General features: G+C 67.9%; 26 protein-coding genes. 9 read left to right on the top strand and 17 right to left on the bottom strand.

Annotated elements, in window-relative coordinates; genetic code table 11:
* Positions 1 to 455: 455 nt before the first annotated feature.
* Both Q0D93_RS00855 and Q0D93_RS00850 read right to left on the bottom strand, forming a co-directional pair.
* On the bottom strand, positions 456 to 4610 hold the full coding sequence (locus Q0D93_RS00855) for a translocation/assembly module TamB domain-containing protein (protein WP_294390017.1): 4155 nt from the start codon (positions 4608 to 4610) through the stop codon (positions 456 to 458).
* Positions 4610 to 6613, bottom strand: coding sequence for a BamA/TamA family outer membrane protein (locus Q0D93_RS00850; RefSeq protein WP_294390014.1), 2004 nt, complete (start codon positions 6611 to 6613; stop codon positions 4610 to 4612). Before Q0D93_RS00850 ends, Q0D93_RS00855 begins: the two co-directional genes overlap by 1 nt.
* A gap of 210 nt (positions 6614 to 6823) precedes the next feature.
* Here Q0D93_RS00850 and Q0D93_RS00845 point away from each other — a divergent pair, with 210 nt between their 5' ends.
* Entirely contained in the window at positions 6824 to 7732 is a 909-nt protein-coding gene (locus Q0D93_RS00845; protein ID WP_294390012.1) for a transglycosylase SLT domain-containing protein, read from the top strand.
* 36 nt (positions 7733 to 7768) lie between these two features.
* Here Q0D93_RS00845 and Q0D93_RS00840 read toward each other — a convergent pair whose 3' ends face one another.
* The 13 genes from Q0D93_RS00840 to flgB form a co-directional block, all read right to left on the bottom strand.
* Positions 7769 to 8704: a flagellar motor protein MotB gene (locus tag Q0D93_RS00840; RefSeq protein WP_294390010.1), complete on the bottom strand. Its 936-nt coding sequence runs from the start codon at positions 8702 to 8704 to the stop codon at positions 7769 to 7771.
* Positions 8705 to 8707: 3 nt separating this feature from the next.
* Positions 8708 to 9571, bottom strand: coding sequence for a flagellar motor stator protein MotA (gene motA, locus Q0D93_RS00835; RefSeq protein WP_294390007.1), 864 nt, complete (start codon positions 9569 to 9571; stop codon positions 8708 to 8710).
* Between the two features lie 149 nt (positions 9572 to 9720).
* Positions 9721 to 10578 (bottom strand): flagellin, encoded by an 858-nt coding sequence (locus tag Q0D93_RS00830; protein ID WP_294390005.1) that lies wholly within the window; start codon positions 10576 to 10578, stop codon positions 9721 to 9723.
* 11 nt (positions 10579 to 10589) lie between these two features.
* Complete coding sequence (gene flgK, locus Q0D93_RS00825) at positions 10590 to 11939, bottom strand: flagellar hook-associated protein FlgK (protein ID WP_294390002.1); 1350 nt, start codon at positions 11937 to 11939, stop codon at positions 10590 to 10592.
* Positions 11936 to 12223, bottom strand: coding sequence for a rod-binding protein (locus tag Q0D93_RS00820; RefSeq protein WP_294390641.1), 288 nt, complete (start codon positions 12221 to 12223; stop codon positions 11936 to 11938). The genes flgK and Q0D93_RS00820 overlap by 4 nt, the downstream gene beginning before the upstream one ends.
* Positions 12224 to 12288: 65 nt before the next feature.
* Positions 12289 to 13383: a flagellar basal body P-ring protein FlgI gene (locus Q0D93_RS00815; RefSeq protein ID WP_294390000.1), complete on the bottom strand. Its 1095-nt coding sequence runs from the start codon at positions 13381 to 13383 to the stop codon at positions 12289 to 12291.
* A 5-nt stretch (positions 13384 to 13388) separates the two neighbouring features.
* Positions 13389 to 14078: a flagellar basal body L-ring protein FlgH gene (locus Q0D93_RS00810; protein WP_294389997.1), complete on the bottom strand. Its 690-nt coding sequence runs from the start codon at positions 14076 to 14078 to the stop codon at positions 13389 to 13391.
* A gap of 11 nt (positions 14079 to 14089) precedes the next feature.
* Positions 14090 to 14878: a flagellar basal-body rod protein FlgG gene (gene flgG / locus Q0D93_RS00805; RefSeq protein ID WP_294389994.1), complete on the bottom strand. Its 789-nt coding sequence runs from the start codon at positions 14876 to 14878 to the stop codon at positions 14090 to 14092.
* 12 nt (positions 14879 to 14890) lie between these two features.
* The gene (locus tag Q0D93_RS00800; RefSeq protein ID WP_294389992.1) at positions 14891 to 15634 is read right to left on the bottom strand and encodes a flagellar basal body rod protein FlgF; all 744 of its coding nucleotides are present in this window, start codon (positions 15632 to 15634) and stop codon (positions 14891 to 14893) included.
* 26 nt (positions 15635 to 15660) lie between these two features.
* Entirely contained in the window at positions 15661 to 17040 is a 1380-nt protein-coding gene (locus Q0D93_RS00795; RefSeq protein ID WP_294389988.1) for a flagellar hook protein FlgE, read from the bottom strand.
* A 27-nt stretch (positions 17041 to 17067) separates the two neighbouring features.
* The gene (locus tag Q0D93_RS00790; RefSeq protein ID WP_294389984.1) at positions 17068 to 17751 is read right to left on the bottom strand and encodes a flagellar hook capping FlgD N-terminal domain-containing protein; all 684 of its coding nucleotides are present in this window, start codon (positions 17749 to 17751) and stop codon (positions 17068 to 17070) included.
* The gene (gene flgC, locus Q0D93_RS00785; RefSeq protein WP_294389981.1) at positions 17748 to 18158 is read right to left on the bottom strand and encodes a flagellar basal body rod protein FlgC; all 411 of its coding nucleotides are present in this window, start codon (positions 18156 to 18158) and stop codon (positions 17748 to 17750) included. The genes Q0D93_RS00790 and flgC overlap by 4 nt, the downstream gene beginning before the upstream one ends.
* 3 nt (positions 18159 to 18161) lie before the next feature.
* Entirely contained in the window at positions 18162 to 18515 is a 354-nt protein-coding gene (gene flgB / locus Q0D93_RS00780) for a flagellar basal body rod protein FlgB (RefSeq protein ID WP_294389978.1), read from the bottom strand.
* A gap of 209 nt (positions 18516 to 18724) precedes the next feature.
* On the opposite strand from flgB, the gene Q0D93_RS00775 reads away from it, so the two are divergent.
* The 5 genes from Q0D93_RS00775 to Q0D93_RS00755 all read left to right on the top strand — a co-directional run bounded on the left by Q0D93_RS00775 (position 18725) and on the right by Q0D93_RS00755 (position 21089).
* Positions 18725 to 19411: a MotA/TolQ/ExbB proton channel family protein gene (locus Q0D93_RS00775; RefSeq protein ID WP_294389973.1), complete on the top strand. Its 687-nt coding sequence runs from the start codon at positions 18725 to 18727 to the stop codon at positions 19409 to 19411.
* On the top strand, positions 19408 to 19851 hold the full coding sequence (locus tag Q0D93_RS00770; protein ID WP_294389970.1) for a flagellar motor protein MotB: 444 nt from the start codon (positions 19408 to 19410) through the stop codon (positions 19849 to 19851). The genes Q0D93_RS00775 and Q0D93_RS00770 overlap by 4 nt, the downstream gene beginning before the upstream one ends.
* 49 nt (positions 19852 to 19900) lie before the next feature.
* On the top strand, positions 19901 to 20425 hold the full coding sequence (locus Q0D93_RS00765; RefSeq protein ID WP_294389967.1) for a flagella basal body P-ring formation protein FlgA: 525 nt from the start codon (positions 19901 to 19903) through the stop codon (positions 20423 to 20425).
* Between the two features lie 71 nt (positions 20426 to 20496).
* Positions 20497 to 20775, top strand: a complete 279-nt coding sequence (flgM, locus tag Q0D93_RS00760) for a flagellar biosynthesis anti-sigma factor FlgM (protein ID WP_294389963.1) — start codon at positions 20497 to 20499, stop codon at positions 20773 to 20775.
* Positions 20772 to 21089, top strand: a complete 318-nt coding sequence (locus Q0D93_RS00755; RefSeq protein ID WP_294389959.1) for a hypothetical protein — start codon at positions 20772 to 20774, stop codon at positions 21087 to 21089. Before flgM ends, Q0D93_RS00755 begins: the two co-directional genes overlap by 4 nt.
* Before the next feature lie 44 nt (positions 21090 to 21133).
* On the opposite strand, the gene Q0D93_RS00750 is transcribed toward Q0D93_RS00755, so the two are convergent.
* On the bottom strand, positions 21134 to 21424 hold the full coding sequence (locus tag Q0D93_RS00750) for a hypothetical protein (protein WP_294389956.1): 291 nt from the start codon (positions 21422 to 21424) through the stop codon (positions 21134 to 21136).
* On the opposite strand from Q0D93_RS00750, the gene flhA reads away from it, so the two are divergent.
* The 3 genes from flhA to Q0D93_RS00735 all read left to right on the top strand — a co-directional run bounded on the left by flhA (position 21414) and on the right by Q0D93_RS00735 (position 25264).
* The gene (gene flhA, locus Q0D93_RS00745) at positions 21414 to 23546 is read left to right on the top strand and encodes a flagellar biosynthesis protein FlhA (RefSeq protein WP_294389953.1); all 2133 of its coding nucleotides are present in this window, start codon (positions 21414 to 21416) and stop codon (positions 23544 to 23546) included. The genes Q0D93_RS00750 and flhA overlap by 11 nt on opposite strands.
* 35 nt (positions 23547 to 23581) lie before the next feature.
* A complete protein-coding gene (locus Q0D93_RS00740) occupies positions 23582 to 24286 on the top strand; it encodes a FliA/WhiG family RNA polymerase sigma factor (protein WP_294390639.1) in 705 nt (234 codons plus the stop codon).
* Positions 24287 to 24475: 189 nt separating this feature from the next.
* A complete protein-coding gene (locus Q0D93_RS00735) occupies positions 24476 to 25264 on the top strand; it encodes a GAF domain-containing protein (protein WP_294389951.1) in 789 nt (262 codons plus the stop codon).
* Between the two features lie 41 nt (positions 25265 to 25305).
* Here Q0D93_RS00735 and Q0D93_RS00730 read toward each other — a convergent pair whose 3' ends face one another.
* Complete coding sequence (locus Q0D93_RS00730; protein WP_294389948.1) at positions 25306 to 26262, bottom strand: cation diffusion facilitator family transporter; 957 nt, start codon at positions 26260 to 26262, stop codon at positions 25306 to 25308.
* Positions 26263 to 26275 lie beyond the last annotated feature (13 nt).

Raw genomic sequence — 26275 nt, 5'->3', positions numbered from 1 at the left:
CGCGAGTCCCCCGTCATGGTCCCGACGCACGCAGGACGGCGCCTTTGAGCCGGCTCCCGTACCAGGCACGCGGGTAACGCTTCGGCATAGCTGCGCCGCCAAGTGCCAAGGCGCTCCGGTGCTGTCCTTCTTTGGGCGAGAACGCGGTGACTGCGCTTCTGTCCCCTGGCGTCAACGCGCCCCCGTGCTCCCGCGAAAACAGGAGCCCAAAGCGTCAGGTCACATCGTTCCGCATGTCAGGCTCTCCCCCCACGAGAACCACAGTCCCGTCCGCACCCGAAAAGATCCACGCCCGCGACATCGCGCCCGCCCCGCAACATCGTGGACCCCGAAATTGCCTCCGCTGCTGAAACCGAACAACGCACGCCTCTCGGGCCATCCACCGCCGTTCGCCGGCGGCCGGGCGCCGCCATCGCCAGATGAACGTCGCGCCCCCCGCTCGCTACCAGCCCGCCTCAATAGGTCTTGCGATAGCGCAGGCTGACATTGGACCCGCCGAACGATCCCGTCTGGCTCAGCACGCTCAACGCGCGGGACAAGGCGATTTCCAGCTGGGTGGCGGTGAAGCCGCGCGCGTCGGTCACGATCTCCACATAGATGTCGTTGCTGATATATTTGCCCGCCGCCAGCGCCGTGCCGCGTCCCGCATCCTCGTCCGCGCCTAGCACGCGCAGGCGATCCACGCCCGCCACGCTGCGCAGCTTGCCCAGCGGGTTGAGGCCGCCCCCGCCGCTTCCCCGCAGCGAATTCAGCGCCGCCGCCAGCTGGATCGCCTGGGTCGGCGACAGCGAGGTGACCGAGCTGCCGAACAGCAGCCGCGACAGCACCTCGTCCTGCGGCAGCGCGGGCGTGGAGGTGAAGGCAATCTGCGGCGCCTGGGCATAGCCGGTGATGTTGATGGTCGCGGTCACGTCATCGACCGTGGTGGTTGCGGCAATGTCCAGCGCCGGATTGGTCAGGCCGCCCTGGAACGTCACGATGCCATGATCGAGGTCGAAGCGTTTGCCGGCGAAGCTGTAGGTGCCGCGCACCACCTCAAGCCGGCCGACGACCGATGGCGTGGTCGCCGTGCCGGTCACCCGCATGTTGGTGCGCCACTCGGCCTCCAGCCCCATGCCTTCCACGAAGATCTGGTTGTCGGCGCGGATGCCGATGTCGAGCTTCCAGTTGCTCGGCAGTGCGGCACCCTCGTCGGCACGGGTCGCGGGGGCGCCCTTGCGGCGAATGCCGGTCAGCTGCGGCACCGACGCCCCGCCCTGCAGCACGATGCGATAGCGCGCCTCGGGGATGGACAGGTCGCCCTTGATCAGCCCGCCCGCGGCCCGGCTGTTGGTGATGGCGATGGTGCCCGATGCGGTGGCGTTGAGGTCGTCCCCGCGCGCCAGCTGGGCACGGTCGAGCGTCGCGCGCACGTCGATCGGGAAACCGCTGGCGGCATCCAGGCCAACATGACCGCTGGCGCTGATGCTGCCCCCACCGGCCTTTGCGGTCAGGCGGTTCAGCAGCAGTTCCGACTGGGTGAAGCGGCCATCGATCGCGATGTTCGACAGCACCGTGCCGAACGTCTCATTCTCATAGCGCAAAGCGTTGGCGCGGATCAGGCCGGTGATCTGCGGCCGATCGAGCCGCCCGCTGAAATCGGCGCCGATCGCGATCGGGCCGGACAATTCCTGCCGGGCGATGCCGGTCAGCGTCCACAGCACCTCGGCCGGGCCGTTGTAGCGGATGCCGCCCGACAGGGGTGCGGCGAACAGGCGCTCGCTCAGGGCAGCACCGGCACCGAGTGGCGCCAGCTGCGCCTGCACGCGGCCCACCGTCGCACCATTGCGGCGGATCAGCGCGCGCACGTCGCCGCCGCCGTCGTTGAGCGTACCGAGCAGCGCGATGTCGACCGGCTCCGACACGGTCAGCGATGCCGTGCGGGTCAGGCCCGCCACGTCGATCCGCGCCCGCACGTCGGGCACCGTCCCGCGTGCGGCATAATCCAGCGTGCCGGTCGCCTTGCCACCCAGGCCCAGGCCGGGCGCAAAGGCATTGGCGATGGACAGATCGAGGTTGCGCAGCACGGCATGCGCGCTGGTCCGCTGCCCGAACGTGCCGCTGACGTCCATCTGCCCCTGCGGCACCACGATCGTCGCAGGCGCGAGCTGCCAGCCCATGGGCGTCTTGCTCACCACCGCCGGCCGGGCGAGGCTGACCGCGATGCCGTTGATCGTGCCGCGCATATTGGCGAGCACGCGCTGCGGGCTCAACGCCGCCTGCGCCGCCAGATTGAAGGGTGCACCGGCCTGTCCACCGGCCGCCGTCAGCGCGACACGGCCCTGGCCATTGGCATAGTTCACCCGGCCGCGCGCGCGGCCGATGGCAAAGGTGCCCTGGCGCAGGTTGGCGAGTGCGAACTGACCCGTGACGGACGGGCCGCTGTCGGGCAGCAGCACGGTTGCCTTGATCACGCCGCTCCCGATGGTGATCGGGGCGGGACCCGGCACGCGAGCCGAGGCGGCACGCAGGTCAATGTCAGCGCGCTGCACCGATCCGGCAGCGGCCAGCCGCACGAGGCCGTTCAAACCCTGCCCGTTGACCGTCAGCGTACCCGCGAACGGCCCCGCCGCCGTCTGCACCACCCGCCCGGCGAAGCGGATGCCGGCAAAGGTCGCGCTGGTGATGTCGAAGCTGGCCGGCCCGCCACTATTGTTCAGCGTCACGTCCACGTTGAGCGGGCCGTAGGGGGACTGGCCGCTCGCCCGCACCCGATAGCCGCGTGCCGTGCCGGTCAGGGTCGCCTCGACCCCCGCCAGCCCGACGCCAAAGCCCGGCCGCGCCGCCCGCAACCGCGCGACTGGCCGCGCCACCGTTCCCGAAACATCCAGCAGCAGCGGCCCGTAAGCGACCGATTGCGCCGACGCATGGAAAGCAAGCCGCCCGTCTGGCCGGTAGAAACCACGCCCGTCCGTCACCCGGAAGCGGGGTGCAGTCAGCCGAAGGTTGCTGATCACCGCGCCACCCGCCAGGTCATAGCCGACGTCGGCGGTGATCAGGGCATTGCCGCCCAGCTGGTCGCGCACCGCCGCATTGTCGAACCGGCGCGTCACTACGCGCACCTTGCCGCGGATCGCAAACCCGCCGTTGATGCCGGGCACCAGCTTGGCATCCGTCACCAGGTTGATGCGGCCGAGGCCGTTCACCTGGTAATCGTTGACCCGTCCCTTCAGCGCGCCGGCATAGGTGCCCTTGGCGATGTCGGCGAGCAGGATGGCGGTGGCGTCGATCCCGTCCGAACGGACGCGCAGATTGTCGGTCGCGACCTTGCCGTCCTGATAGGCCAGGTCGCCGTCGAGCCGGAGGTTGGTGAGCAGCCCGCCCGCCGCCGCGTTCAGGCCGCTGACGGCACGCGCAGTGGCATGTACCGGCACGCGGATGCGGTCGGCATCGATCACCGCCTTGCCGTTCATCGCCAGCCCGACCACGCGGGTAGCGCCGAAGCCAATGAAGTCGGCGGCCGCCTTGTAGTCGATCGTCGGCGTCGCGAACGCGCCGTCCAGCGTCGCGGTCAGGCGGAGATTGCTAGCCGCGACGTTCGGCGCCACCGCGCCGGGCTGGAGCAGCTTGGCGCGGATCGCGAAATTGTCGAAGCGGCTTTGCGCAAGGTCGATCAGGCCGGCCACATCCAGCGCAAACGCTTCGGACCGCGCGGTCAGCCTGGTGTCGGCGGTACGGTTCGCCAGACGGGTGGTAAGGTCCAGTGCGATAGCCGGCTCGGTCAGGCGTGCCGCCGGACCGGTCAGGACCAGACCCGGACGCACCTGGCCCACGGTGTGGAAGGTGCCGTTGCGCCCGTCCACGTCCAGCCCGGCGAGTGACTGCCCACCCAGCGTGCCGGTTGCGCGGCCCCGCCAATGCGCCCAATCGCCGCGTCCGCTGATCGCGAGCGTCAGCGGCTTGCCGAACTTGCCATAGCTGTCGATCAGGCCGCCGCTTGGCGCCGCCAGCCGTGCATCCAGCGCGAAGCGGTTGCTGTCCGGAACGGCGTCCAGCATCATCCGCAGGCGGTCGCCCCCGGCCACGCTGGCCCCGCGCCGGGCGGCCGCGTCGAGCCGCAATCGCGCGCGCCCGTCCGCAATCTCCGCCGAACCGTCGATGCCGACGATGTGGCGCCGCCCCGTAACCGCCGGCTGGACGAACAGCCGTCCGACGTGCAGCCGGGTTATGGCCAGGTCGATGTCCGGCAGGGTCGGCGCGTTCGGGTCGGACGGCGTTTCCTTCAGCGCGGGGCGGCGCGCCAGCGTCATCGCCTCGGCCGAAAACAGGCGCACGTCAATCTTGGAATGCAGATAGGCGAACGGGCGCCAATCGACGGTCAATGCCGGGATGGTCAGGAACGCACCCTGCGGATCGCGCACCTCCACATCACGCAGCACCATCCGGCCGTAGATCGACCCTTCGATGCGGCTGGTGCGAAAGTTCAGGCCGGACGCGGTCGAAAAACCGCCCAGCTGGTCGGCGATGAACCGCTTTCCCGGCTGCGTGTTGAGCCCGAACAGCACCGCCACCACCAGCAGCACCAGGGCGGCGATCGCGATGCCGATCCACTTGAGGATACGCAGCGCCATCAGAAGGCCTGCCCGATGGAAATGTAGACGGCCACCTTGGACTCACCCGGCTTGCGACCGAGCGGCGTTGCGACGTCCAGCCGGAACGGGCCGAAATTGGTATAATAACGCGCGCCGATGCCGACGCCGTAGCGCATGTTGCTGATCGAAGGGATCGAGCCTTCCCCAACACGGCCCGCATCGAAGAAGGGCACCACGCCATAATTGCCGAAGCGGTAGCGCGCCTCCACCGCGAACTCGGTCAGCGAACGGCCGCCGATCGGATCATTGTTCACGTCTTTCGGCCCCAATTGCTGATAGCCGAAACCGCGCACCGATCCGCCGCCGCCGGCATAAAGCCGCCGCGACGGCGCAATGTCGTCGCGCGCCGCGCCAAGGATGGAGCCGACCCGCGCCCGTCCTGCCAGCACCAGATTCTTGCCCGTAACCGGCAGGTAAGCGCTGCTTTCCAGCAACATGCGGGCATAACCATCGAAACCGCCGCCACGCGTGGTCTGCTTCTGCGCCTCCGGGCTCAGCTTGCCGGTGACCCGTACGCCGCGCGTCGGGTCGAGCAGGCTGTCAGACCCGTCATAGCCGCCCTGCAACGGCAGCGCCGCGATCAGGTAGGTGTTGCGCGGCCGCGTCAGGTCCGTGGGATCATAGGGCGTTTCTCGGGTGGCGGTCAGTTCGGCCCCCACCGAATAGGTCCAGCGTTTCTGCCAGATCGGCGTGGACTGGCGCGACAGGCTCGTCCCCAGGGTCAAAGTCTCGGCGTCGAACGCGTCGAAGCGTTGCCGGCTGACGGTTGCGCCGGCCTGGAAGGTACGATCGCGCAATCCCGCATTGGATCGGCGGAAAGTCGCCCCCAGCGCCTGCTGCTGCGTACCCGCCGTGACATCCACGATCAGCGCGCCTTCGGGCGGGAAGAGGTTGCGATGCTCCCACGATCCCGTGACCTTCACGCCCTCGCCCGTGCCATAGCCGCCGCTGGCCGCCAGCGTCCGCGCACGGCCGCGTGCCTGGCGGACGAGCAGGTCGACCGCCTCCGTCCCGTCCGGCTGGACCGCGCCGGTGCGGACCGGTTCGACCGACACGGTGGACAATAGGCTGGTGCCGATCAGCGCCTGGCGCAGGTCATCCACCTTGCGGCTGTCGTAGATCTCGCCCCGGTCGAAGCGTGGAAAGACGTTGAGGTGATCCAGCGCGAATACCGGATCGCCCTCGGTCCGCAGCACGCCGAAGCGCGACTTGGGGCCGCTGGTCACCGGCAGGGTATAGTCCCCGGTCAAAGCGGCGGAGTCGAGCAGGATGTCGCGCTGACCGACCTTGACGAAGGGATAGCCCTGCTCCGGCAGGCGGAGCGAGATGCGCGCCTCCGCCTCTTCCACATCGGCGGCGACGATCGGGTCGCCCGTCTTCAGGTTAAGGGCGTCGCGCGCGCGCCCACAAGGCTCCGGCTCCAGCCCGGTCAGGGTGACGCTGCCAAGCTTGTACAGGCCGCCGGGCGTGGCCGTGATGGTGACCGGAACCGGCGTGTCGGGCTGCACCGCATCGGGAACCGCCAGGGTTGCGACGCCGTCGAAATAGCCGGCCGAGCGTAACAGGCGTTCGGTCAGATCGACATCCTCGCCCGCCCGCGCGCGGATCTGGGCTGCGTTGGCGGCTTTCTTGCCGTCGTTGAGCAGGGCGGACAATTCGCGAAAGCGATCCTCCAGGTCGACCTGGCGCAACCCCTCGATCGTGACCGTGTAGGGGATACGGCGCGGAGCCTCTCCCCTGGCGGCTTGCGCGCTGGTCGGCGGCAGCGGGGTCAGGTCGAACGTGGCGAGCGGCGGCAGCGGCTGGGCGAGTTCGGGAGCGGGACTCTCGACCGGCGCCGCCTCGGGCACAGCCGGAACCGCCATGTCCTGCAAGGGTGGCAGCGCCTGCTCGAACGCGGCATCGTCGTCCAATGTGACCGGCGCGTCAGCGGCGACTGGCGCGGGTTGCGCCCCTGCCGGACACGCGAACGGAGACGCCATGCACACCGCAAGCCATGCGCCATGCACGCGAACGCCCGCCTTGCGGCGACGTTGATCTGCCCCTTTTTTTCTCATGTTTGCAGATGCAACACGCTCCGCCCCATTTGGTTCCCGAGCATTGCGGCGAGTTGTGCAGGGGCTGCGCGGCTAAACGGCCCCTTAACCTTTTGCCTTCATGCTTGGCTGGTCGCCCACTGCCGGATGATGCTTGTGACGCTTACCCGCCTTTCCAACATGATGTCGGCTGCGCGTGAAGACGTGCGCTCAGCGATCGGCGTGGCGGCGCAGCGGACGGGCGTGGACTTCAGCTACCTGTTCGCGCAGGCCAAGAGCGAGAGCGGGCTGAACCCCGCCGCCAAGGCCAGTGGATCGACCGCGACCGGCCTCTACCAGTTCCTGGACCAGAGCTGGCTGGGCGTGGTGAAACAGCATGGCGCGAAGCACGGCCTCGGCTGGGCGGCGGATGCGATCCAGGCGAAGCGCGGCGGCGGCTACACCGTCGATCCCGCCATGCGCCAGGCGGTGTTCGGACTGCGCGAGCAGGCCGGCCCCGCGTCCCTGATGGCCGCCGAATATGCCAGCGACAATGCCGACAGCCTCGGCCGATCGCTCGGGCGCCCGGCCAACGGCACCGACTTGTACTTCGCCCATTTCCTCGGGCTGGGCGGCGCGACCAAGTTCCTGCGCGCCCAGTGCAACAACGGCTCGGCCTGCGCCGCCAACCTGTTCCCGCAGGAGGCGCGCGCCAACCGCTCGATCTTCTACGCCAGGGACGGCAGCGCCCGATCGCTGGACCAGGTCTATGCGCTGATGGGCCACAAGCTGGACCATGCGGGCATGGACGGTGGCGGCGCCGCCGCGACCGTCGCGAGCGATCCCGGCGCGCTGGTGCCCGGCAGCCTCGTGCAATCGCTGCCCGGAGCGGGATCGATCGGCGGCGTGCAACTGGCCTATGCCGACATGTCCGCGGCCGATCCCACCACGTCCGGCATCGCCGAGGCGGGCTCGGCCCCGATGGACACGCTGTCCGCACTGGGCCAGGGCCGGGTCGACCTGTTGAAGCCGACGCCGGCACAGGCCAAGCTCGCTTACCTCATGCTGTCGATGCCGCTCGCCTGAGCGAGCAGCGATCGAGCGCTTCCTACCCTTACATCCTTATCCGTTCGATCCCGCGCGCGGGTCGCTGTCCGCCAGCTTGGCCTCCGAGTTTGCGTCGTCGGTCGGCCCCGACCAGGCGAGCGTCACCGACATGCGGCGGTTGCGCGGATCGTAGCGGTCATTCGGCATGAACGGCTCACGATCGGCCACGCCCTCGATCCGGGCGAAGCGGGCGGCCGGCACGCCATTGTCGGCCAGCGCCTTGCGCGTCGCCTCCGCCCGCCCGCTGGATAGCGTCCAGTTGTTGACCGAACGTCCGGCCGCATAAGGCAGCGAATCGGTGTGGCCGCGCACGATCACGCCATTGGGCACGCCGGCGATCACCTGCGCCACCTTGCCCATCAGCACGAACGCCTGCGGCAGCAGCCGGTCCGTGCCGACCGCGAACATGGAGAAATCGGCCTTGTCGACCAGGTCGATGCGCAGCCCTTCGCGCGTGTCGGTGAAGCGGATGTTCTGCGCAAACTTGGCCAGATTCTTGTCCTTGGCGATGCGCTCCATCATCTGCTTCTTGAGAAAGCCGAAGCGCACCCGGTCGCGCAGCCGCTGCGCCGCCGCCGCTTCCGACGCGCCGCCGGTCGCATCCTTGGGGATGGTCAGCGATTTGCTGCCGGTCTGGGTCGCGCGATGCGGATAATTGTCCTTGGCGATCACGCTGTCGCCGCCGAACGGACCGTTGGAGCCCGCGCTCTTCAGCTTCATTTCGACCAGGGTCGGCGCAAAATAGTCGGCAATGCCCTTGCGCTGCTTCTCCGTGGTGGCGCCGAGGATCCACAGCAGCAGGAAGAACGCCATCATCGCCGTCACGAAGTCGGCATAGGCAACCTTCCACGCGCCGCCATGATGGCCGCCATGCGCCTCGGCGATGATCTTCTTGACGATGATCGGGCGGGGTGCGGGCTCGTTCTTGCCCCGTTTGGCTGGTGCCGCCATGACTCAGCGACCCCGCATGCCGTCGAACACGTCGGCAAAGGCCGGCTGGTTCGAGTGGGAAATGCCCGAGCGCGCGGCCTCGATCACCAGCGGCAACGGATGGCCGTGGAGCGAGGCGATGATGATCTGCTTCACCACGCCGTAGATCGCCGCGTCCGCCTCCACCACCTGCTTGCAGCGGTTCGCGAACGGGCCGACAATGCCGTAAGCCAGCAGCACTCCCATGAAGGTGCCGACCAGCGCGGAACCGATCATCGCGCCCAGGATCGACGGCGGCTTGTCGATGGAGCCCATCGTCTTCACCACGCCCAGCACGGCGGCGACGATGCCCAGCGCGGGCAGCGCATCGGCCAGCCCCTGCAGCATTTCCGCCGGGCGGATGTCGTCATGGTGGTGCGTCTTCAGCGCATTGTCCATCACGTCCTCCACCGCATGGGGATCGAGCGTCCCGGAGGAGATCACGACCAGCCGCAAAGTGTCCGTGATCAGGTGGACCAGCGTCGCGTCCTTCAACAGCTTGGGATATTGGCCGAACACGCTGGAGGATTTCGGATCCTCGATATGCGGTTCCAGCGCGACGGGGCCATCGGTGCGCAGCATCTTCATCAGGCTGGACACCAGGAAGATCACCTCCAGATAATCCTTCTTGTTGTATTTCGGCCCCTTGAAGATCTTGGCAACGCCGCCGCCCAGCTGCTTCAATTCCTTCATCGAATTGCCGGCGACGATCGCGCCGACCGCTGCGCCGCCGATGATGATCATCTCATGCGGGATCGCCTCCAGCACAGGTTCCAGGTGACCGCCGGTGAAGGCAAAGCCGCCGAACACCATGCCGAGCAGGACCACCAGGCCGATCGCAGCAAACATCTCGAAACATTCCCCCGCTCACCGAAACGCCGGCCGGAATGTCGGGGCTGTCGAGCACCGGTTCCGCCAACGTGATTAACGACGAAAATGCCTAGATCTTTATGATGAAGAGCTGGTTTACGCAGACACGGGGTTTGCCGGCGCCGCGATCAGCCGATCAGATCGAACAGGGTGCTCTTCATGGTTTGCGCATACACGGTCTGCGCCGCCTGCAACGACAGCTGCTTGGCCTGGATGGTGCTGAGCGCATAGGTCAGATCCGTGTCTTCCAGCACGGAGCGTTCCTCCTTGTGCTGCTCGACACGGGTTTCCAGCGAGTCGCGTGCTTCGTCGAAGCGCGCGGCGCGGATGCCCTGGTCGGTGCGCACCGCGATCACGTGCGCGATGCCGTTGTCTACCGCCGCCACCGATGCGGCGACGTCGGTCGCGCGCTGGGTCAGGTTCGTGTTGACGATGGCGTCCGCCGCACCGCGCAGCATCTGCTGCAACGACTGGGGTCCGTCCGCGGTCGGGATATTGTCGAACACGTCGGATCGCGTCACCGTCGCCGGCAGGCTGAGCGTTTCGGACACGGGAATGCCGAACGCCGGATCGGTCGGGAACAGCGCGTTGCCGGAGCTGTCGGTCGCCGTCGCGCTCGAATCCAGGTCGGTCGCCAGTTCCCGCAGGGAGAGGGCGATCGCCTGCCGGTCGGAGGGAGAGGTGGAATCGTTGCGGCCGCGCAGGATCAGTTCCTTGGCGCGGTTCAGCACGTCGCCGATGCCGCCGAGGCGGTTGTCCACCGCCGCCGCGACCGACGCACCGGTGTTGATGTTGTTCTTCCACACAAGCTCGTCCGCCTGCACCTGGCGAAGCTCGCTGATGCGGGTCGCTGCGGCGGGATCGTCCGACGCCTTGGACAGCCGCTTGGTGCTGGAAATGGACTGCTGGAGCTTCGCGATGTCGGACGTCAGGTCGTTCTGGCGACCGATCTCCACGGTGGCGCGATAGCGTGTGGCGCTGAGCATGACGTGGATCCCTAGAAGAGCGCGAGAATGTCTTGCAGCGTCTCACGCGACGCCTGGATGATCTTGGCGGAGGCGGAATAGGCCTGCTGGAAGCGCATCAGGTTCGCGGCCTCATTGTCCAGGTCCACGCCCGACACATTGTCCAGCGCGGTATAGGCGCTGTCCTTCTGCGTGCCGGCGGTCTTGGCCTGCGCCTCCGTCGATGCGACACGCAGCGCCTGATCCGACACGATCACGCGCCAGCCGGATTCCACGCCGTCATTGCCGCGCAGCGTCTGCATCGCGACCAGGTTGCCATTGGCGGTCTTGCCGTCCGACGCGGCGATTTCGGCCGGATCGCTGATCGCGATCGCCAACGTGGCGGCGGTGGTGCCGGTCAGCAGCGGCTTGCCGGCCGCCCCCTTCAGGTCCTTGCCCTGCGCCTGCCAGGCATTGAGGTCGCTCGCGAGCGATCCGGCCAGGCCGTCGAGCTGCCGTCGCCGGTCGGAGATCACCGTCGCGGCATCGGCCATGCCGGCCAGCGTACCGGCGGTGACGGTCACCGGGCTGCCGCTGTCATACATCTGCACACCGAAGGCGAGGCGACCGTCGCTTGCCGTCTGCACCTCGATCGCGCCGACGTCGTTGCGGGCGGAGCCGAGCAGCAGCGGGCCGCCATTGTCGTTCAGCCGCAGTTCGGCCGCGCCGAACTTGTCCAAGGTCACGTCGACACCGACCGCCGAGCTGATCGTCTGGATCAGGCTGTCGCGCTGATCCTCCAGCGAGGCGCGGCCGGATGTGCCCTCTGGCGCGGTCTTCAGCGCCACGTTGACCCGGCCGAGCGCCACCAGCGCATCGTTGGTCTGCGCCGCCAGCGTATTGGCCTGGCTGGACAGGCCGTCGCCGATCTTGTGGAGGTTGGCCTCCGTCCGGGTGATCGACGCCGCGCCCTCGCCCACCGCATAGAGCAGGCTCTGCCGCAGCGTCGCGTCATTGGGGTTGGACGCCAGGGTGGCGGCGCTGGTGAAGATGGCGGTGAGCTTCACGCCCACCCCCGAATCCCCGTCGTTCAGCCCGTCCTCGACCGTGCCCATCCATTGCGAACGCGCGCTTGCCATGGAGGCATCGGAATTCGCGCTCCACGCATTGGCGGCGCGATACTGATCCCACACGCGGGAGACGGACGCCGCCTGCACGCCGTTGAAGTTGCCGGCACTGCGCGACAGGAAAGTCGGACCGGTGTTGCTATATTGCTCCTTCAGCGTCACCTGACGCCGGGCGAAGCCGTCCGTATTGGCGTTGGCGACATTCTCCGACACGCCCGCAATCGCATCGCGATAGGCGAGCAGGCCCGAGCGGCCGATGGAGAGGATGTCGGTCACTTTGCCGGGCCCTCATCCTTGGGCGCGGCCGGCGTCGGGGCCGCATCCTTGGGCGTGGTGGTGGCGAGCCGCGCGCCGAACTGCTTCACCAGCAGGTCGGCGACGCCCAGTGCGCCCTTGCCCGCCATGGCTTCGGCTGTGCGGGCATCCGCCATGTCGCGGAACTGTTCGGTGGAGCTGGAATCGAACACGCCGTCGCCCAGGCTGGCCGAGCGCATGGTCCCGATCAGCTGGCGCAGGAACACCGCCTCGAACTGCTTGGCCGTCTCCTTCAGCTGCTTCAGCTCGGCCGGATCGACCTTGGAAGCAGCCGGGGCGAGACCCTGCGTGACGGAGGCGATCGGCGTCGTCACAGGACCACCAGTTCCGCCTTCATCGCGCCGGCTTCCTTCAGTGCCTCCAGGATGGCGACCAGGTCGGCCGGCGACGCGCCGATGGCGTTCACCGCCTTGACGATGTCGGCCAGGCTCGCGCCGCCGGCGAAACGGAACATCGGGCGGCGTTCCTCCTCGACATCGATATTGCTCTTCGGCACGACCGCGGTCTGGCCACGGCTGAAGCCTTCCGGCTGCGACACGCGGTAATTCTCGTTGACCTTGACCGTCAGCTTGCCGTGCGTAACGGCGGCCGGCGCGATACGGACCGCGCCGTTGATGACGACCGTGCCGGTGCGCGCATTCACGATCACCTTGGCCGCCGCATCGGCGGGATCGACCGACAGATCCTCGATCTGCCCCATCAAAGCGGTGCGCAACTCCGCACCCTGCGGGGCGGCGATCGCCACCGTCACCGCGTCTATCGCGCGCGCACGTCCGGCGCCCAGGCTGGCGTTGATGGCATTGGCGACGCGGCCTACCGTAGTCAGGTCCGCCTCCGCCAGGTTGAAGCGCAGTTCGGGCGTGGTCGCGAAGCCCGCATCCACCGCACGCTCCACCGTCGCCCCGCCGGGAATACGCCCGGCGGTCGGCACGTTGACCGTGATCTTGGATCCGTCCGCCGCATCGATGCCGAGCCCGCCGACAGCGAGATTGCCCTGCGCCATGGCATAGATCTGCCCATCCGCGCCCTGCAACGGCGACATCAGCAATGTGCCGCCGCGCAGCGACTTGGCCTTGCCCATCGCGGCGACCGTGATGTCCAGCCTCTCGCCCGGCTTGGCGAAGGCGGGCAGATCAGCGGTGATGATGACCGCTGCTGCATTCTTGAGCGCGGGATTGACGCCCGCCGGCAATTGCATCCCGAACCGGGACGCGACGCTGCGCATCCCCTGGGTCGTATATTCCAGATTGTCGTCGCCCGTACCCGCCAGGCCGACCACGATGCCGTAGCCGGTAAGCTGGTTGGACCGCAGCCCCTGAAAGTGGCCGAGATCCTTGATTCGCTCGGCCATGGCGGGCGCGGTGATCAGCAAAAGGGCGAAAAGGGCGCTCAAGATCCTCATCATGGCGCCTAAAATGGACTCAAGATTGAAAAGAAACGGTTAAGCCAGCCTTGACGACTTGCCCGCGCGATCTCGCCCGTACCCGAATAGCTGATGCGCGCATCGGCGACGCGGGTGGACGGCACGCGGTTATAGAGGTCGATGTCGGCCGCGCGGACGATGCCCGAAATGCGGATCTGCTCGTCACCGCGATTCAGGGTCAGCAGCTTCTCGCCGCGTACCAGCATCGTGCCGTTGGGATAGACCTGCGCCACGGTGACGCTGATCTCGCCCGACAGCGCGTTGGACTGCGCGGCTGCCCCCTTGCCGTCGAACCTGCCGCCGCCGCTGACCGACGCCTCGGCCGGGCTGAACAGCGCCAGCGGGCCAGCCGACGGCGGGGTCAGGCCGATCGAGCCGTTGCGGTCGGTGGACGCGCTGTTGCTCTTCACCGCCTGCGTCTTTTCCGCGAGGATGATGGTCAGCACGTCGCCCACCGTCGCCGCGCGCTGGCCGGAGGTGAGCGGGGCATAGCCGTTGGCGGCATGGAAGATCGCGCCGTCCGCGACCGGCGGCGCGACCGCCATCGGCACCATGGTGGGCGCATATTCGGCGCGCTGCTGCTGCGCCTTGGCCTTGCCGCCGCCGAACAGGCCGGCCTGCGCCGGCGACACGGCCAGCGTCACCGCCGCGCCGAGGAGGAGGATGGATCGCGTCACGGCCCCTCCCCTCACAGCTGCTGGTTGGCGTATTGGAGCATTTCGTCCGTCGCCTTGATCATCTTGGAATTGACCTCATAGGCGCGCTGGGTCTCGATCATGTCGACCAGCTCCTCCACGATGTTGACGTTGGAGGCTTCCAGATTGCCCTGGCGGATCGCGCCGCGGCCATCGACCCCGGCATCGCCCACCTGCGGCGCGCCCGAAGCGGCGGTTTCGGTCAGCAGGTTGTTGCCGGCCGATTGCAGGCCCGCCGGATTGGTGAAGCGCGCCAGCTGGACCTTGCCGATCACCGTCGCCTCGGTCTGCCCCTGCAACGTCGCGGAGACGGTGCCGTCGGCGCCGATCGTGATCTGCTGCGCGCCGTCCGGGATCTGCATCTGCGGCTGGAGCGGCAGGCCGTCCGACGTGACGATGGTGCCGTCCGCGCTCAGGTTGAAATTGCCGTCGCGGGTATAAGCGGTCGACCCGTCCGGGCGCAGCACCTGGAAGAAGCCATTGCCTTCCACCGCCATGTCCAGCGCATTGCCGGTGGTCTGCATCGATCCCTGCGAATCGATCCGCGCCGTGCCCATGATCTGCACGCCCGAGCCGAGGTTGAGGCCGGTGGCATATTTGTTCTGGTCGGACGACGGCGCGCCGGGCGCGGTGATCGACTGGTAGGCCAGCGTCTCGAACTGGGCGCGGTCGCGCTTGAACCCGGTCGTGTTCACGTTCGCCAGGTTGTTGGCGATCACGCGCATCCGCTCGTTCTGAGCGTCAAGGCCAGTGCGGGCGACGTGGAGAGCAGCGTTGGTCATCGGGATCGGTCCTTAATCGGGCAGGCGCATGAGGTCGGCGGCGGACTTGTCGAGATCCTGCGCCGTGGTGAGCATCTTGACCTGGGCCTCCCACGAACGGGATGCGTCGATCATGTCGACCAGCGTCTGGGTGGCGTTGACGTTGGAGCCTTCCAGGCTCTTGGGCGTAAGCCGGGCGTCGGGATCGGACGGCAAGGCCCCCTCACCCTTGACGCGGAACAGGCCGTCCAGCCCCTTGGCGACCTGCGACCCGGCGGCGGTGACCAGCTTCAGTTTCTCCACCGCCTGCGGGGCCTTGGGATCGCCGCCCTGGGGCACGATCCAGATCTGGCCGTCCTGGCTGATGGTGATGCTGTCGGCCCGTGGCAGGGTGACGGGGCCGCCCTCCCCCAGCACCGGCGCGCCGTCGCCCGTGGTCAGCAGACCGCTGTCGGTCAGTTGCAGGTCGCCCCGGCGGGTATAGCCCTCCGAACCGTCCTTGGCCTGCACCGCCAGCAGCGCGTCGCCGTTCATGGCGATGTCCAGCTCGCGACCGGTCTCGCTGACGGGGCCCGCCGACATGTTGGCGCCGGTGACCTCGCTCGACGTGGTCGCGCGTGCCTCCAGCTTGCCGCCGCGGAGCCACAGCGTCTCCGCGGCATTGATCTCGCCGCGGAAGCCGGTGGTGTTCACGTTGGCCAGGTTGCTGGCGGTCGTGGTCTGGCGCGCCATCGCGCCGCGCATCCCCGCCAGGGAGGAATAGATCAGCCGGTCCATCGGTCAGGCCCCTTTCGCGTCGCCTATCAGCTGCGCAGGTTGATGATCGTCTGGGTCATGTTGTTGCCCGTCTCGATCGCCTTGGCGTTGGCGGAGAAGTTGCGCTGCGCCGAGATCAGCGCGACCAGCTCCTCCGTGATGTCGACGTTCGCCTGCTCCAGCGCGCCCGACTGGATCAGCCCGGCCGAGCCCGAGCCCGCTTCCGACACGATCGCCTCGCCGGACAGGCCGGTGGAGCCCCAGCGGCTGTCGCCCAGCTGGCGCAGGCCGTTCGGGTTGGCGAAATTGGCGATCATCAGCTTGCCGATCTTCTGCGTCGTGCCGTCGGAGAAGGTGGCGGTGATGAGGCCGTCGGTGCCGACCGCGACGTTGTTGAGCTGGCCCGCCGCGCGGCCGTCCTGACGGAACGATCCGGGCGTGAAGGTGGACGCCGCCTGGCGCGTGGCGCTGCCATAGGTCAGCTTCAGGCCGATCGGCTCCGCCGCACCCGAAGGCAGCACCTGCGAGAACTGGATCGAGCCGCTGGGTGCGGTCAGCGAACCTTCGGTGGAGAAGGTCAGCTCCAGCGGCTTGGGCGGATTCGTAACGGTTGAACCGTCCGCGCTCGCTTCCTGGTCGCCGATGAACAGGTGGGCTTCCCACTTGCTGCTGGTCGACGTGCTGCTGGTGTAGGTCGGCTTGCCGTCCGCCCCGAGCACCGGCGCACCATCGGCGTCCACTACCGGCGTCTTGGTCGTGGAGCCGGGTGCCGCCGTACGGACGTAATACAGGGTTGCCTGCTGCGGGTTGCCGGCCGAGTCATAGACCGTCGTCGCGCTCGAATAATTGTAACTCTTGGTGTCGTAGCGATCGAACTTGTACGGAATGGTCGTGCTGTAGGCGTCGCGCGTGGCCGGCAGGTCCGAATCCGTCGGAAAGGTCGCGGACAGGTCCAGCGTGGTGCTGGCGCGCGGCGTACCGGCGCTCAGCGGAACCTGCAGGCTCTGCGCGGACGAGATGCCGGCGGCGGTGACCGAACCCTGGCTGTCGACCGGCAGCACCTGCACGTTGGCGCCGTTGCTGTCGACCAGATAGCGGTTCTCGTCGATGCTGAACGCGCCGTTGCGGGTGAAGCTCATCTGGCTGTCGCTCTTGGTCACGAAGAAGCCCTGGCCGGAAATGGCGAGGTCCAGCGCGCGGTCGGACGTCTGGAAGCCGCCCTGCGTGAATTGCTGGCTGATCGACTTCAGGCGCGTGCCCTGGCCGGCGACGTTGCCCGACTGGAGCGGCGAGGCGGAGATGAGGTCACCGAATTCCGCGCGGCTCTTCTTGAAGCCGATCGAGGCCACGTTGGCGACGTTGTTGGAAATGACGCCCAGGTCGGACTGCGCGCCCTTGAGGCCGGACAGCGAGGTGAAGAAGGTCATGGATTACTCCTCGGGAAGAGCGTGAGATCAGGAAAGCTGGAGCACGTCGGACGGCGCGAACTGGCCGAGGACGGTGTTGAGCCTGGTGCTGCCGGTGGCGGGCGACTGGACCGACTGGATCTCCGTCCAGGTCGAGAGCGTCGGCGGCACCGGCTTGTTGTCCGTGCCGGCGGCGGTGACGATGACGCGCAGCGGGCCCTTGTTGGCGAGTTCGCCGCTATTCGCGTCCTTGCCGTCCCACGCCCACGATACGTCGCCGGCCGACTTGGCGCCCAGCGACTTGGCGTAGACGGTCTGGCCGGCGCCATCGATCAGGGACAGCGTCACGTCCTTGGCATCCGCCGGCAGCGAGATCTGGCCCGCATAGGCGCCGTTGGTGGCGGGCGCGGCAATGCTGCCGTCCACCAGCGCCGCGCGGCCGATCCAGCCCGATGCGTCGCCGAAGCGGGAGGCTGCCAGGTCGCTCGCCATGGTCTTCAGCGACTGGTTCATCTCGGCAATGCCGGTGACGCTGGAGAATTGCGCCATCTGCGCGGCCATCTGCGAATTGTCGACCGGCTGGGTCGGATCCTGCGTGGTCAGCTGCGTGGTCAGCAGCTTCAGGAAGCCGGCCTGGTCGATCGTCTTGTTCGACTTGCCCGCCGACGCCGCGGTCTTCGCGCCAGCGTTCAGCGAGTCGAGGTAACTGTTACCGGTAGAAATGCTGCTCATTTGCCGAGCCTCAAGGTTTCCATGATGAGGGACTTGCTGGTCTGGAGGACCTGCACGTTGTTCTGATACTGGCGCGCGCTCTCCATCATCTCGACGAGCTCGGACGCCTGGTCCACGCCTGCGTCCCAGACGTTGCCGTCCTTGTCCGCCAGCGGGTTGTTGGGGTCGTGGCGCTGGGTCGGCTCGGTCTGCGAGGCGACCACTTTGCTGGCCTGGACGGTCGCCACGCCCGGCTGCGCGCCGACGGTGGCGAATACCGGCTTCAGCGCGCGAAAGGCGCCTTCCTTGGTGGTGGAGACCGATCCGGCATTGGCCATGTTCGACGCCGTGGTGTTGAGCCGCACGAGCTGCGCCGACATGGCGCGCCCGGCAATGTCGAACACCGACAGGTTGGTGGGCGTGCGCATGGCTTACTCCCCCTTGATCGCGGTCATCAGGGTCGACATGCGCCCCTGGAGGAAGGAGAGCGTGGTGCGATACTGGACCGCGTTCTCGGCAAACAGGGTCTGTTCGGTAGACAGCTCCACCGTGTTGCCGTCGAGCGACGTTTCCAGCGGCACGCGATAGCCGAGCGCGCCGTTGGCCGCCGTTTCCGCCGCGCTGCCGGCATTGGCGGCGGTGAGGGCCTTTTGGAAGTCGAAGTCGCGCGCCTTGTAGTTCGGGGTCGCGGCATTGGCGATGTTGGACGCCAGCAACGCCATGCGCTGCGACCGCAGCCGCAATGCGTCGCCCGCAATCCCGAAGATCGGATCGTTGGCAGCCATGTCGATCCTCCTTTGCTTCAGCCTAAAGTTTCTGCGCCGCCGGTCGTGATCAGCATCGAACGGCGATGTCGTCGGATGTTGTGCAAAGGCCGTGCCAATTGGTTCGGACACCGCTCCGCACACCGGCCGGCACGACGAAAAAGGCGGAAGCGGCAGCCGATTGCCGGATGCGGCAAGATCTTGCCAGAATGGATTGCAGGAGCGTCGGGGTGGATCTTTTCGCGCAACTGGGGCGGCTGCTGGACCCGGCGGCGCTTTCCATCGTGCTGGGCGGCGCCGTCCTGGCGGCCGTGCTGCGCGGCGGATGGCGCGCCGCGCGTGCCGGCATGTCCGCACTTACCCCCTGCTTCTGCGCCGATCCCGAACTGGACGCACAGGCCGCCATCGTCGCAGTCGGCCAGGCGGAGCGCATGGCGGAAGCCCGCAGCATCGTCTGCGTCGATCGCATCCAGACCACCGCCCGCTTCCTGCGCGAGGCCGTGCGCCGGCTGGCCGACGCCCCCTCGTCCGAAGCCTATGGCCGTTGGGCGAGCGAGACGCTGGAGGCGCGCGCGCGTCGCCATGCGATGGTGATCCGTTTCTGGCGCGACGTGGCGGATGCCGCGCCCGGCATGGGCATGCTGGCGACCGTGCTTGGCCTGATCCGCATGTTCGCGCACATGAACGATCCCGCGCAGCTCGGCGCACCGATGGCGACGGCTTTGGTCGCGACCTTGTGGGGCATCCTTGCCGCCAACCTGCTGGCGGGGCCTGTCGCCGATCGGCTGGAGCGATTGTCGGAGGCGGAACTGGCGTGGCAGCGGCGGACGCTGGACCACTTCACCGCCCTCGCCCGCGCCGAACTGGATCATGCCCGCGGCGCGCAGCACATCCTCCAACAGCGGCTGGCGTCGTGAAGACGGCGGCGCGTCAGCGGTGGGCGCTGAGCTTCGCCGATCTGTGCCTGCTGCTGCTCGGCTTCTTCGTGATGTTGCAGGCCAACCCTGATCCCGCCCGTTTGTCGGCAGGCTTCCGCACCGCGTTCGGCGTGCGGGACAATGTGGCATTCCAGGATCGCGCGCCCGCTTTGTTCGAGCCGGGCGAGGCGATCCTGAGACCCCAGGCGCGCGACCGGATCACCAGCTTCGTGCAGGATCATCCCGGCGGCGCCCTGATCGTGTCGAGCAAGGGCACGGACCCCGCCGCCGCCCGCTTCGACGGATGGGAGCTCGCCGCCGCGCGCACCGCCGCGATGGCGCGCGCGTTGCAGCAGTCCGGCATCCCGCAGGACCGGATCGCTATCGCGATTGATCCCGCCACTGGCGGCGGCCAGACGATCCAGATCAGCGCGCGCTGAGGATCGGCCGGCGCCAGGTGCTGGCACGATCCTTGCTGAACATGCGGGTATGATGACCCGCCTCCTGCCCCTGCTCGCCCTTCTTGCCGCGCCGGCGACGGCCGCGCCGTTCCAGAATATCGACGCGCTGGAAGCCCGCGTGATCAACGCGCTGGGTGCCGGCGTCGGTGAGCCCGGCGGCCCGGCCGCGCCGATCGACCGCCGGCTGAAGCTGGCGACCTGCCCCACCAGCGTCCAGATCGACCCGCCGGCCATGGGCGCGGTGGCGCTGCGTTGCGCGGCCACGGGCTGGCGCATCCGCGTGCCGCTGATGCGGTTGCAGGGCGCGCCGGCGGGCATGATGACCACCGCGATGACCAATGCGGCGCCCATCAGGGCGGAGCCGGTCGTGCGGCGCGGCGATCCGGTCGACCTGATCGCGGATACGCCGGGTTTCACCGTCTCCGTATCCGCGATGGCGCAGGAAGATGGCGCGCCCGGCGCCCGCATCCGCATCAAGACCGACAGCCAGAAAGGGCCGATTTTCGCGGAAGTTGTCGATGCGGGGCTCGTCAAATTACCAGGATTTAAATAATTGGCGGTCGCGCCGTTATATCGGTCAGGCAAGTGTTGGACCGGACGAGTGCGATGCAAAAGGATGCAACGATGATCACTGCAGTGGGGCCGACGGGCATCTCGCGCGTCATCGAACTGCGCGGCGACGCGGTGTCGCGGAGCGAGCCGGTGGCGAAGGTCGCCACGGCCGACACGCACGCGGCGACGACGCCGAAAAGCCCCGCCGCCGAACTGGCCGCCCAAGGCGCGCCGGTCGACACCGGCAAGGTGGCCGCGATCCGCGCCGCCATTGCCGACGGCACCTACGCCATCGATCCGCAAGCCATTGCCGAGCGGATGATCGCCCTCGATCTGCCCGAACGCGCATGAGCGAGGCCGCCCTTCAGCAGCTGATCCACGCCCAGGCCGCGCTGTCGGAGGCGCTGGTTGCGAACGACGTGGATGCCCTGCACGACGCCAACGGCCAGCTTGTCGCCGCCGTCAACGCATTGCGGGGCGTGGATGCCTGGCACGACCGTGTCGGCCTGCGCGACGCCCTGGTCCATGCTTTGAAGACCGCCGAGGCGGCACGCGGGCTGGTCAACCAGCTTGCCGACAAGAACCGCCGCCAGCTTGATCGCCTGGTCTCGCTCGCCGGTCAGCCCCGCGCGCTGGCCTATGGCCGCGCGGGTTTGCTGCGGTAAGACCTGCCGTACTGGTACGTTTGTGCTCCCGCGAAGGCGAGAGCCTAAAATCTGAAGCGACGTACTTGCTGCTCCCGGGCTCCCGCCTTCACGGGAGCATGGATTTCACCATCACCGATGGGGCTGCCGTTGCCGGCACGCTCCCTGCCGCCCGGCAGGATTTTGCCGGCAATGGTTACCGCGCCGTTCGGCAAAGGGGGCATCATCTTGCCGGTTTCGGTAACCGAGTCATTTACCCTGGCCTGACCGGACGTCGGCCTGACCGGCAACCTCCCCAACTGGCACGCCCCTTGCTTAGCTGTCATCGACCGTTCGAGGATGACAATGGCGACCAAGGCTCTCAATCGCAGTGTGTGGATCGGTTCCGTGAAGGGGGCGATCCTGCCGCTCGCCACCCTGATGCTGGTCGGCCTGATGATCGTGCCGGTGCCCAGCTTCGTGCTGGACGTCGGCTTCATCACCAACATCATGGTCAGCCTGACCGTGCTGATGGTGGCGCTGAACGCCGCGAAGCCGCTCGACTTCTCGGCCTTCCCGACCGTGTTGCTGTTCACCACCCTGCTCCGCCTTTCGCTGAACGTCGCCTCCACCCGCGTGGTGCTGGTGGACGGCCATTCCGGCCCGTCGGCGGCGGGTCACGTGATCGAGGCGTTCGGCCACTTCCTGATCGGCGGCGATTATGCGGTCGGCATCTTCGTGTTCGGCATCCTGATGATCATCAACCTGGTGGTCATCACCAAGGGTGCCGGCCGCGTGTCCGAAGTGTCGGCGCGGTTCACCCTGGACGCCTTGCCGGGCAAGCAGATGGCGATCGACGCCGACCTCAATGCCGGCCTGATCTCGCCCGAGGACGCCAAGCTCCGCCGCCAGGAAGTCGCGACCGAGGCCGACTTCTACGGCTCGATGGACGGTGCGTCCAAGTTCGTGAAGGGCGACGCGGTCGCGGGCGTCTTGATCCTCGCCATCAACATCGTCGGCGGCCTCGTTTTGGGCGTGGTCAGCCATGGCATGTCGATGGCGGACGCGGCCTCCACCTATATCCAGCTGGCGATCGGCGACGCGCTGGTGGCGCAGATCCCGGCCTTGCTGCTGTCGATCGCAGCCGCCGCCATCGTCACCCGCGTCTCCTCCCCGCTTGACCTGTCCAACCAGATCACCACCCAGTTCGGATCGTCGCGCGCCTGGACGCCGGTGGCCGCCATTTTGGGCTTCCTCGGCATCCTGCCGGGCATGCCGCATTTGATGATGCTGCCGGCCGCGGGCATTGCGGGCAGCATCGCTTGGAAGCTGCGCAAGGCCGAAAAGGTCGCGCCCCTGCTCGCCGCCGCCGAGGCCGAAGCGCCGCCGCCCAACCCCGCCTCCATCGGCTGGGAAGAGGTGTCGGACGGTGCCGCGCTCAGCCTGGAACTGGGCTACGGCCTGATCAGCCTGGTGGACGAGCGCAAGGGCGCGCCGCTGATGGCCCGCATCACCGGCATCCGCCGCCAGCTCAGCCGCGAACTCGGCTTCGTGGTGCCGCTGGTGCGGGTGCGCGACAACCTTTCGCTCGGCCCCAACAGCTACCGCATCACGGTGGCGGGCGTGGTCGTGGGCGAGGATGAATGCTGGCCGGAAGACCTGCTGGCCCTGGATTCCGGCGAGCTGATCAGCCGGGTGGAGGGCCGCGCAGTCCGCGACCCCAGCTTCGGGCTGGACGCCGTGTGGATCCGCCCGGAACGGCGCGGGGACGCGATCGTCGCCGGCTATACGGTGGTCGATGGCGCGACCGTGATCGCGACCCACCTCAACCAGCTGATCGCCCAGTCCGCGCACGATCTGTTCGGCATGGACGAAGCGCAGAAACTGCTCGACGCGCTGAAGGAAAGCGCGCCGCAGCTGGTCGCAGGCCTGACGCCCGCGCCGTTCAGCCTGGCGCAGCTGGCCGCATCGTGCCGCGCCTTGCTGGCCGAAGGCGTGCCGCTGAAGGATTTCCGCCGCGTGGCGGAGGCGATGATCGACGCGGCCCGCGAAACCGTCGACCCGGTGCTGCTGAACGAAGCGGTGCGTCAGCGCATCGGCGCGCTGATCGTGCAGACGATCGTGCCGGTCCGCATGCCGTTGCCGGTGGTCACCTTCGACGCGGAGCTGGAGGGCCTGCTCAGCCAGGCGGTGCGCGTCGGCCAGAATGCCCAGCATCCGTTCGAACCCGCACTTGCGCAGCGCGTGATCGCGGCGGTCAACCAGGCGGCCGGACCGCTGCTGGCCACCGCCACGCGCTTCGCCCTCGTCACCTCGCCGCTGGCGCGGCGCGCGGTGGCGCGACTTCTCAAACCCCATTTGCCGGAAACCCCGATCATGTCCTTCCTGGAGATCCCCGACGGCAAGGCGGTGGAGGTGATGGCGATCATCGGCAGCAATGCCGCTGTGCCCGCCCCCTCGCCCAGCCTGCCCCAGCGTAACCCGGGAGTGTCGGCATGAGCCTGGCCGTCGACACCCTGCCCGCCGATGGCGCAATGACCTATCGCCGGCGCCCTGCGCGCCCCGATCCGGAAGCACTGGCGCGCAGCCACATGAACCTGGTCCGCAAGATTGCGTGGCACGTCCATGGCCGCGTCTCCAGCGCGATCGACGTCGAGGATCTGGTGCAGATCGGGATGATCGCGCTGGTGGAAGCGGCGAACAGCTACGAAGATCGCGGTCACGCTTTCTCGACCTATGCGTCCGTGCGCATTCGCGGCAACATGATCGACCATCTGCGCCGCCACGCCACCTTGTGCCGGTCGGCCATGGCCAAGCGCAAGGCGATCAACGAGGCCACGGCGAAGCTGGAAACGAAACTCGGCCGCCATCCGGCGGAGGCGGAGGTCGCCATCGCCATGGGCATGGGCCCGGCCGAGTTTCGGGAAATGGCCGACAGCGCCATTGCCGCGCGACAGGAGTCGATCGACGAGGTCTATTCCGACCAGTCGCTGTGGTTCGCCGATGTCGAGGAACGCGTCGACCAGACGCTGGAACGCGAACAGCTGGCCGCGGCATTGGCGGCCAACATCGCGTCCCTGCCCGAGCGGGAGGCAATGGTGCTCCAGTTGTATTTCGTGGAGGAACTGAACCTGGACGAGATCGGCCAGGTGCTGGGCGTGGGCGCGGCGCGCGTGTGCCAGATCAAGAAAGCGGCGCTGGATCGCCTGCGCCAATCGTTGAAGGAATGGGGCGACTGATCCGACCGGACCGGCCCCTCGCCGGGCGATAGCGCCGACGTTGCAGCGGCTTACGCTATCGAACGGTTACATTTGAATGCTGTTAACCCGCCCCTTACCGCGGAGATGATCTGGATCTTTTCGCCCATTCCCGACATTGATCGGATGGATACGACCGGCGTGCAGCGGCGTTGGCGATAGAGGTTGTTTATGCTGTTTACACCTTCCTACCCGTTGCCGGACAACGAGATTGCACGGCTGGCGGAACTGCGGCGCTATGAAATATTGGATACGGAGCCGGAGAAGGTGTTCGACGACGCGGTGATGCTGGCGCGCGCCGCGTTCCTGACGGAGTCCAGCGCGCTCTGTTTCGTCGATGAAGAGCGGAAATGGTGCAAGGCGCGGGCGGGCGCCGGCGCGGCCGAGACGCGGCGGGACCAGACCTTTTCCACCCACGCCATCCTGTCCAAGGACGTGCTGGTGGTGCCCGATGCGGCCGCCGATCCGCGTTTCCACGCCTACCCGCAGGTGCAGGACGGCCAGGTGCGCTTCTATGCCGGTGCGCCGCTGGTCACGCGGGACGGGTTGAACATCGGAACGCTGCACATCGCCGATCCCCAGCCCCGGACCGGCCTTGCGCCAAGCGAGCGCAAGCAGCTGACCCTGCTGGCGCAATTCGTGATGGCTGAGCTTCACAAGAGGATCGACCCGGCGGAGCGCCGCGCGGAGACCCGGCATTCGGCCGGCATTGCGGGCGTGATCACCGCCTACCGCCTGGCGCCGACCGAGGTGGAGATCACCAACATCTCGCCCAACGGCGCGGCTATGCGCTGCCAGAGCGTCAACCTGCCCAAGGGCGAGGAGATCATGCTGACGATCAAGTCCGTGTCGATCGTCGCGACCATCGTGTGGGTCAAGGGCGACACGCAGGGCCTGTCCTTTCACCGCTCGCTGTCGGCGGCGGAGGCCCGCTCGCTGCGCACCAAGCTGAAGAGCTGAGCTCCCGCCCGGCGGCGGCCGTCTGGTTGCGAAACGCCGTGTCAGGGATGTATGTGTCCGCTGCCGCCACAGGGCTCGTGCTCGACCTGAATGGTCGCGTGGCCGATGCCGAAGCGTTGCTCCAGCACGCCGGCGACCCGGCGCCGCACCGCATCGCCGTTCACGCCACCCGCGAGTGCGATGTGCACCGTGCCGTTGATCTGGCTGGTCGACATCGACCAGACGTGCAGGTCGTGGACGTCGGCCACGCCCGGCTCTCCGCGGATCACCCGCCGTATCTCGCCCAGGTCGATCCCGCGCGGCACGCCTTCCAGCAGCACGTTGATCGTGTCGCTCAGCAGCGTCCAGGTCCTCGGCAGCACCCACAAAGCGATAGCGATCGCCGCAACCGGATCCAGCCACAGCGCACCTGTGTAGCGGATCAGCAAGGCGGCCGCGATCACGCCGACCGACCCGATTGCATCGGCCCACACCTCCAGATAGGCGCCGCGCGCAGCCATGCTTTCGCCCCGGCTCGCCATCAGCACCCGCATCGCGATCAGGTTGGCGACCAGCCCGCCGACCGCCACCCACAACATGCCCCACGATGCCACCGGCTCCGGCGCGCGGAAGCGGCCGATCGCTTCGATGAAGACGTAAATGGCCGCCGCCACCAGCAGCAATGCGTTGAAGGTCGCGGCCAATATCTCCAGCCGCTTGTAGCCGAAGGTGCGGCGGTCGTCGGCCGGCTTGCCGCCGATGCGGACCGCCATCAGCGCGATGGCGAGCGCGGCCACGTCCGTCATCATGTGCGCCGCGTCGGATAACAATGCCAGGCTGTTGAACAGGATCACGCCGGCCAGCTCGGCCGCCAGCACCACGCCCGTCAGCAGCAGAGCCACCACCAGCGCCCGCGCGGTCGCGCCGGCCGTATGGTCGTGGCCATGACCATGGCCGTGGGAATGGCCGTGATCGTGATCGTGGCCGTGCGGATGGTCGTGACCGTGCTGGATGCCCATGCTCCTTATACTA

Source organism: uncultured Sphingomonas sp. (assembly GCF_934560975.1).
In the GTDB taxonomy this organism is placed as follows: Bacteria; Pseudomonadota; Alphaproteobacteria; order Sphingomonadales; family Sphingomonadaceae; genus Sphingomonas_I.
The sequence above is the reverse complement of the archived record's forward strand: the minus strand, read 5'-3'. Positions and strand labels throughout refer to the sequence as shown.

Bases quoted from the DNA above. Each gene is read 5' to 3' on its own strand.
- flgG (WP_294389994.1), bottom strand. From the start codon at position 14,878: ATGACCAACGCTGCTCTCCACGTCGCCCGCACTGGCCTTGACGCTCAG.
- Q0D93_RS00830 (WP_294390005.1), bottom strand. From the start codon at position 10,578: ATGCTCAGCGCCACACGCTATCGCGCCACCGTGGAGATCGGTCGCCAG.
- Q0D93_RS00765 (WP_294389967.1), top strand. From the start codon at position 19,901: ATGATGACCCGCCTCCTGCCCCTGCTCGCCCTTCTTGCCGCGCCGGCG.
- flgB (WP_294389978.1), bottom strand. From the start codon at position 18,515: ATGGCTGCCAACGATCCGATCTTCGGGATTGCGGGCGACGCATTGCGG.
- Q0D93_RS00800 (WP_294389992.1), bottom strand. From the start codon at position 15,634: ATGGACCGGCTGATCTATTCCTCCCTGGCGGGGATGCGCGGCGCGATG.
- Q0D93_RS00755 (WP_294389959.1), top strand. From the start codon at position 20,772: ATGAGCGAGGCCGCCCTTCAGCAGCTGATCCACGCCCAGGCCGCGCTG.
- Q0D93_RS00730 (WP_294389948.1), bottom strand. From the start codon at position 26,262: ATGGGCATCCAGCACGGTCACGACCATCCGCACGGCCACGATCACGAT.
- Q0D93_RS00840 (WP_294390010.1), bottom strand. From the start codon at position 8,704: ATGGCGGCACCAGCCAAACGGGGCAAGAACGAGCCCGCACCCCGCCCG.
- Q0D93_RS00855 (WP_294390017.1), bottom strand. From the start codon at position 4,610: ATGGCGCTGCGTATCCTCAAGTGGATCGGCATCGCGATCGCCGCCCTG.
- Q0D93_RS00850 (WP_294390014.1), bottom strand. From the start codon at position 6,613: ATGGCGTCTCCGTTCGCGTGTCCGGCAGGGGCGCAACCCGCGCCAGTC.
- Q0D93_RS00815 (WP_294390000.1), bottom strand. From the start codon at position 13,383: ATGATGAGGATCTTGAGCGCCCTTTTCGCCCTTTTGCTGATCACCGCG.
- Q0D93_RS00735 (WP_294389951.1), top strand. From the start codon at position 24,476: ATGCTGTTTACACCTTCCTACCCGTTGCCGGACAACGAGATTGCACGG.
- flgC (WP_294389981.1), bottom strand. From the start codon at position 18,158: ATGCGCACGCCCACCAACCTGTCGGTGTTCGACATTGCCGGGCGCGCC.
- flhA (WP_294389953.1), top strand. From the start codon at position 21,414: ATGGCGACCAAGGCTCTCAATCGCAGTGTGTGGATCGGTTCCGTGAAG.
- Q0D93_RS00795 (WP_294389988.1), bottom strand. From the start codon at position 17,040: ATGACCTTCTTCACCTCGCTGTCCGGCCTCAAGGGCGCGCAGTCCGAC.
- Q0D93_RS00790 (WP_294389984.1), bottom strand. From the start codon at position 17,751: ATGAGCAGCATTTCTACCGGTAACAGTTACCTCGACTCGCTGAACGCT.
- Q0D93_RS00740 (WP_294390639.1), top strand. From the start codon at position 23,582: ATGACCTATCGCCGGCGCCCTGCGCGCCCCGATCCGGAAGCACTGGCG.
- flgM (WP_294389963.1), top strand. From the start codon at position 20,497: ATGATCACTGCAGTGGGGCCGACGGGCATCTCGCGCGTCATCGAACTG.
- motA (WP_294390007.1), bottom strand. From the start codon at position 9,571: ATGTTTGCTGCGATCGGCCTGGTGGTCCTGCTCGGCATGGTGTTCGGC.